Origin of the sequence: Leptolyngbya sp. FACHB-711 (genome assembly GCF_014695615.1) — a bacterium.
GTDB lineage: Bacteria > Cyanobacteriota > Cyanobacteriia > Elainellales > Elainellaceae > Leptolyngbya_A.
The window spans coordinates 1-4727 of record NZ_JACJOR010000274.1 but is presented as its reverse complement, the minus strand read 5'-3'; the positions used below and the strand labels follow the sequence as shown (position 1 = coordinate 4727).

The following is a 4727-nucleotide window of genomic DNA, read 5'->3' as shown; positions in this document are numbered from 1 at the left end:
ACAACAGGATAAAAGATGCCGCTGCCAGCGTCGAAGTGAATGACTGCCGCCTGTCCCGTAGCACAAATTTCCCCGCTCTAGAAAAACGATCCATTCTCGCCCATCGGCAGACAAAGCCGTTCTTTCGGGTGAAGATCCTTCACGCCAAACAACTTGCCCGCTGAATTCTAGCCGTTTCAGAGTTTTGATAGTCCGAACAATTTTAGTTGCAGCGTATCGTCGTTGATAGTCAGGAAATGGAAGAGCATTTGGACGCATCCTTTCTTCTGCTGGCAGCATCGTGAATCAAAGAGAGATAAACAAGAACACCAGAACCAATCACTAAATAACAGGAAGACGACACAGCCAAACCTTTTCTACAACAGGGTAAATCGAAAGAGGAATGTAATATAGACTTTTACAGCAACACAAATCTAGACCCGGAAACAAATCGCGCTGAAGCGATCGCAACAGCAATTCTGCCTGAATTAGATTAACAAACACGACGCCCAAATCAGGCAAACTTCTCACCTTGAAGAATCGCCTTCTACTTAGTGTCTTCTACTTAATGGATGAACTGGGTAAAGGCAGACGGCAAATGCCGAAAGGGTAAATGCTGGATAAAAGTAGAAAACGATCGTTGAAACGCCCTGATTTTTGAGCCGGTTCCGATAAGGTAGCGGTTACGGCCTTCTACTTTACGGCTTTCTACTTATAAAGTGATTACACGAAAGTGATTACACGAAAAAGCGATTACACGAAAGTGATTACGCTTTTGAATCGGTCACACTCTTCCTCATTTTCTCGCTTGAACTGGCGATGGGCAAGATGCAATGACCCGATTTCTATGAGAACTTGATTCTGATCGGTAAATTTTGAGTAAATTTTAAAAGAGTAAACTCTTAAAAGAGAATAGAGTTCTCTGTGCGGGGCAGCAAAAGTCACGTTTTCTTATTCACTTTGTTAGCGATCGGCAGCGAAAACTTGAAAGTGCTGCCGTGGCCAAACTGGCTTTCTGCTTCGATCGTGCCATCCTGAAGCTCGACCAGTCGCCGACAAATTGCCAGTCCGATTCCCGTACCGCCTGAATTGCGATTGCGCGATCGATCTGCCCGCCAAAATCGCTCGAACACATGGGGCAAATCTTCTTCTGCGATGCCCTGTCCTGTGTCGATCACTGCCACCCAGACTTTATCCGCTTCTGAACGCAACTGAACAACGATCGATCCCTCCGGCGTGTAGCGGATTGCATTCCCGATCAAATTCACCACAATCTGCTCAACCCGAAACGGATCGGCGTTCACCATCGGAGCCTCAGCAGGAACATCGAGCAGAAGTTTTGGGCTGTCTTCGGCAATGAGCTGATCGGCAAATCGCTGCACAATTCCTGTCAATAAAGGACGCAAATCGAGCGGACGCGCATCGATCGGCAAATAGCCTGCCTCCATCTTGGAAAGCTCTTGCAAATCATTCACCAATCGCTGCATCCGAGTCGTTTCCTTGGCAAGGCGATCGTAGATTTCAGTCGAAGGTTCGATCGTCCCGTCTGATAAGCCCTCCAGATAGCCCCGCAGAATCGTGAGCGGTGTTCTTAGCTCGTGGCTTAGGTCGCTAACCAGTTCGCGCCGCCGCTGTTCGACGCCTTCTAGAGTGGCTGCCATTCGGTTAAAGCTGGTGGCAAGCTGATCAAGTTCCGGGATTTCGCTGCTAGGAACGCGCTCTTCTAGCTGTCCGGCAGCAAATTTTTTGGTGATCTCCTCCATCTGAATCAGCGGCTTCACGATTCGCCTGGTTACCAGATAGCTCAGTCCGCCTGCCGTTGTCGCTCCGACCACCACAGACCAGAGAGCACCCCGGCTCCAGGCATCTTCAAACCGACGAATAAGCTGAGTTCGCACTTCTCCCACACGCCAGCCGCCAACTTCGATCTGTCGCAGATACAGCGCGAAAAAACGCGGCGATGAAATTTTGCCCACTGCCAGCAGAGTCAGCAGCCCGACAATCATCACAATAATGTGCGAAAAAAATAGCCGCGATCCTAGACTCGGTTTTGCCGTCTTAAGTTTTTTCATGGGCGGCGATAGCGACCGATTAATTCTGCTTGTGCTAGCGTATGCCCTTTCATTGCTTTGCTGACCTCGATCGGGCTTGCTCCCGGCGGGAGATCCAGAAACTTATCTAAAGCATACAGTCTAAACACATAGCGGTGGCTTCCACTGACAGTTTCATCCGGCAAACAGGGACCGCCATAGCCAAATTTGCCAAAATCACTTTTGCCGTGGGTCCCTCCCTGGCTCAGCAGCGGATTCGCCGGAACCCCTTCGGGCAACTGGCGCAAATCGGGCGGCAAATCATACAGCAACCAGTGCGTTTTTCCCGCCGCGTCGGGGTCAGTGACCACCACTGCCAAACTCTTTGTCTCTGCCGGAGGTTCGTCCCAGCTCAGGGCAGGTGAAAGGTTTTGCCCATCACAGGTATTTTTCGCCGGGATCATGCCATCCGCAGCAAAGGCAGCACTGCTCAGGGTCATCGTTTTACCGGACTGCCCTGATACAGCACTGCCTTGATTTTCTTTCACCTGATTTTGAGCAGAATTTCTAGACTGGCTCGATCGCGGCGCACAGCCTAGTAACCCCAGTCCAACCAGCCCGATCGCCTTAGCACTGACTGCCAGAACCGATCGCCGCCCAATAGCTCCATCAGGGAATTTGCTCCCCATCATTACTGCTGCCTATCTGATTCAGTGTTCTGGTTCGATCTTAGGCGAATTTTGGGGGGAGTTGAACGCGATCGTAACTAGGCGAATTTCGAGGCATTTAAGCTGCGGTCGCACTCTGGCTATCCGCTCTTGATGCGCTCAATCCCAATCTACAGGTCGTAGATCAGACACTCGATGCGGCTGGGAAATTCTTCGCAGTAGCGATCGAAAGCGGTGCCGCGCTTTGCCTTTTGCTGACGGTGAGATTTTTCAGCCATCAGTTCTTCGACAATATCCCAGGCAACCACTGCCTCAGTTGAAGTAATGCCCTGAGCCGTCGTCACCGTGCGGGCATAGTCGAGCGCGTCCTGAATTCTTTGATCCAGCGAGATCATTGCTTCCCCAGAAGCATCGAACCGATCCGCCGACTGATCAAAACGAGAAATCGATTGAACCATGATTGCAAAAGTCCTTGAAGTGAAATGGTGAACTTAGTCAAACTGCCAGCCAAGCCAGCAAAAAAGCATGATTGGAGAGAACTTGAAGCTCTTAACTCTCCTGCATACTTCCAGTATATTCATAACCAATTGAAATTTCGGGTTCGGAAAACCATAACTCTGTTTAATCTTTCATTCAGAAAACCGCCCCTCGTCCCCCCATCCCCTATCTCTCCAGATCCCCCCCAATCCCGACCAGGACTAGCACAATATCCGAATGACCGATAGGATTTTTGGATGTAGAACGATCGTCTCGTTATTAAAGGTTGGAGAAATCCATGACCATTCCTTCCACACTTCAACTGGCATTCCAGCAAGCAAACGCCCTGAAAGTAATCAGTGGCTTGACCAATTTTGATGCCGATCGCGTTGCTGCTGTCGTAAAAGCTGCCGATCGCGGCGGGGCAACCTTTGTAGACATTGCTGCCGATGCCGACCTCGTGCGGATGGCAAAGCAGCTCACCCACCTGCCGATTTGCGTTTCCGCGATTGAGCCTGAAAAATTTGTAGCGGCGATCGAAGCAGGCGCAGACCTGATCGAAATCGGCAACTTCGACCCCTTCTACGCCCAGGGCATCCGGTTTGAAGCGGCGGAAGTCCTCGAACTGACCCGGCGGACTCGCGCCCTGTTGCCCCATATCACTCTGTCAGTCACGGTTCCCCACATCCTGGAACTCGACCAGCAGGTGCAGCTTGCCGAAGCACTGGTTCAAGTAGGCGTAGACATCATCCAGACCGAAGGCGGCACTAGCAGCCAGCCCACCCACGCCGGAACCCTGGGACTGATCGAAAAAGCAGCTCCCACCCTGGCAGCCGCCTCTGAAATCTCTCGCGTTGTCAGCGTCCCCGTTCTTTGTGCTTCCGGTTTATCCAGCGTCACCGCACCTCTGGCGATCGCCGCAGGCGCATCAGGAATCGGAGTCGGCTCTGCTATCAACCGCCTGAACGATGAAGTTGCCATGATCGCCGTGGTCCGCAGTCTAGTGGAAGCGATGGGAACGGTGAGCCGGGGACGGGTCTCTGTGTGAGGAAGTGAGGGACTGAGGGACTAAGAGGCTGAGGGGCTGAGGGGAAGCGATGGGAGGAGGGACGGGGTGAGTAAATCAAAATAGAGCAATAGGGAAAGCGATGGGCAGCGAAGGGAACGGCTAAAGGTCGAACTCAAAATTCAAAGCCCTCCTTTGGTTACCCCTGTTACCCCCCTATCTCCCCGTCTCCCCATCTCCTCCCTTCATTCACCCCTATGTCCGCTCGCCTCCTCACCTACAGCCCCGCCTACACCCTCGTCCCCACCTACGAATGCTTCAATCGCTGCACCTACTGCAACTTTCGGGCCGATCCGGGACAAGATGAATGGTTGACGCTCGATCGCGCAGCGCAAATCTTACGATCGCTTCAGCCGCAGGGCGTAATCGAGATTTTGATTCTGGCTGGGGAGGTGCATCCGCAGCATCCGCAGCGACGGGCATGGTTTCAGCGAATCTATGACTTGTGTGAGCTTGCCCTGCATCTAGAATTTTTGCCCCACACGAATGCGGGCATTCTCAGCTTTG

General features: G+C 52.0%; 6 protein-coding genes. 2 read left to right on the top strand and 4 right to left on the bottom strand.

Annotated features, from left to right (window positions below; genetic code table 11):
- From H6F80_RS10830 to H6F80_RS10810, 4 genes are all read right to left on the bottom strand, one after another.
- The coding region (locus H6F80_RS10830) for a hypothetical protein (protein WP_518523556.1) at positions 1-258 on the bottom strand (258 nt) is incomplete at its 3' end.
- Positions 259-920: 662 nt separating this feature from the next.
- Positions 921-2051 (bottom strand): sensor histidine kinase, encoded by a 1131-nt coding sequence (locus H6F80_RS10820; RefSeq protein WP_190791566.1) that lies wholly within the window; start codon positions 2049-2051, stop codon positions 921-923.
- Positions 2048-2698 carry a YbhB/YbcL family Raf kinase inhibitor-like protein gene (locus tag H6F80_RS10815; protein ID WP_190791565.1) on the bottom strand — a complete coding sequence of 217 codons (651 nt, stop codon included), beginning with the start codon at positions 2696-2698 and terminating at the stop codon, positions 2048-2050. The genes H6F80_RS10820 and H6F80_RS10815 overlap by 4 nt, the downstream gene beginning before the upstream one ends.
- 149 nt (positions 2699-2847) lie before the next feature.
- A complete protein-coding gene (locus tag H6F80_RS10810) occupies positions 2848-3135 on the bottom strand; it encodes a Calvin cycle protein CP12 (protein ID WP_242067284.1) in 288 nt (95 codons plus the stop codon).
- 317 nt (positions 3136-3452) lie between these two features.
- Between H6F80_RS10810 and H6F80_RS10805 the strand changes: the two genes are divergently transcribed.
- Together H6F80_RS10805 and H6F80_RS10800 are read left to right on the top strand one after the other, a co-directional pair.
- A complete protein-coding gene (locus H6F80_RS10805; RefSeq protein WP_190791564.1) occupies positions 3453-4202 on the top strand; it encodes a DUF561 domain-containing protein in 750 nt (249 codons plus the stop codon).
- Between the two features lie 215 nt (positions 4203-4417).
- Positions 4418-4727 (top strand): radical SAM protein (locus H6F80_RS10800; protein ID WP_190791563.1); only part of this gene is annotated, 310 nt, incomplete at its 3' end.

Coding starts and splice junctions, on each gene's coding strand:
- H6F80_RS10815 (WP_190791565.1), bottom strand. CDS start 2,698: ATGGGGAGCAAATTCCCTGATGGAGCTATTGGGCGGCGATCGGTTCTG.
- H6F80_RS10805 (WP_190791564.1), top strand. CDS start 3,453: ATGACCATTCCTTCCACACTTCAACTGGCATTCCAGCAAGCAAACGCC.
- H6F80_RS10810 (WP_242067284.1), bottom strand. CDS start 3,135: ATGGTTCAATCGATTTCTCGTTTTGATCAGTCGGCGGATCGGTTCGAT.
- H6F80_RS10820 (WP_190791566.1), bottom strand. CDS start 2,051: ATGAAAAAACTTAAGACGGCAAAACCGAGTCTAGGATCGCGGCTATTT.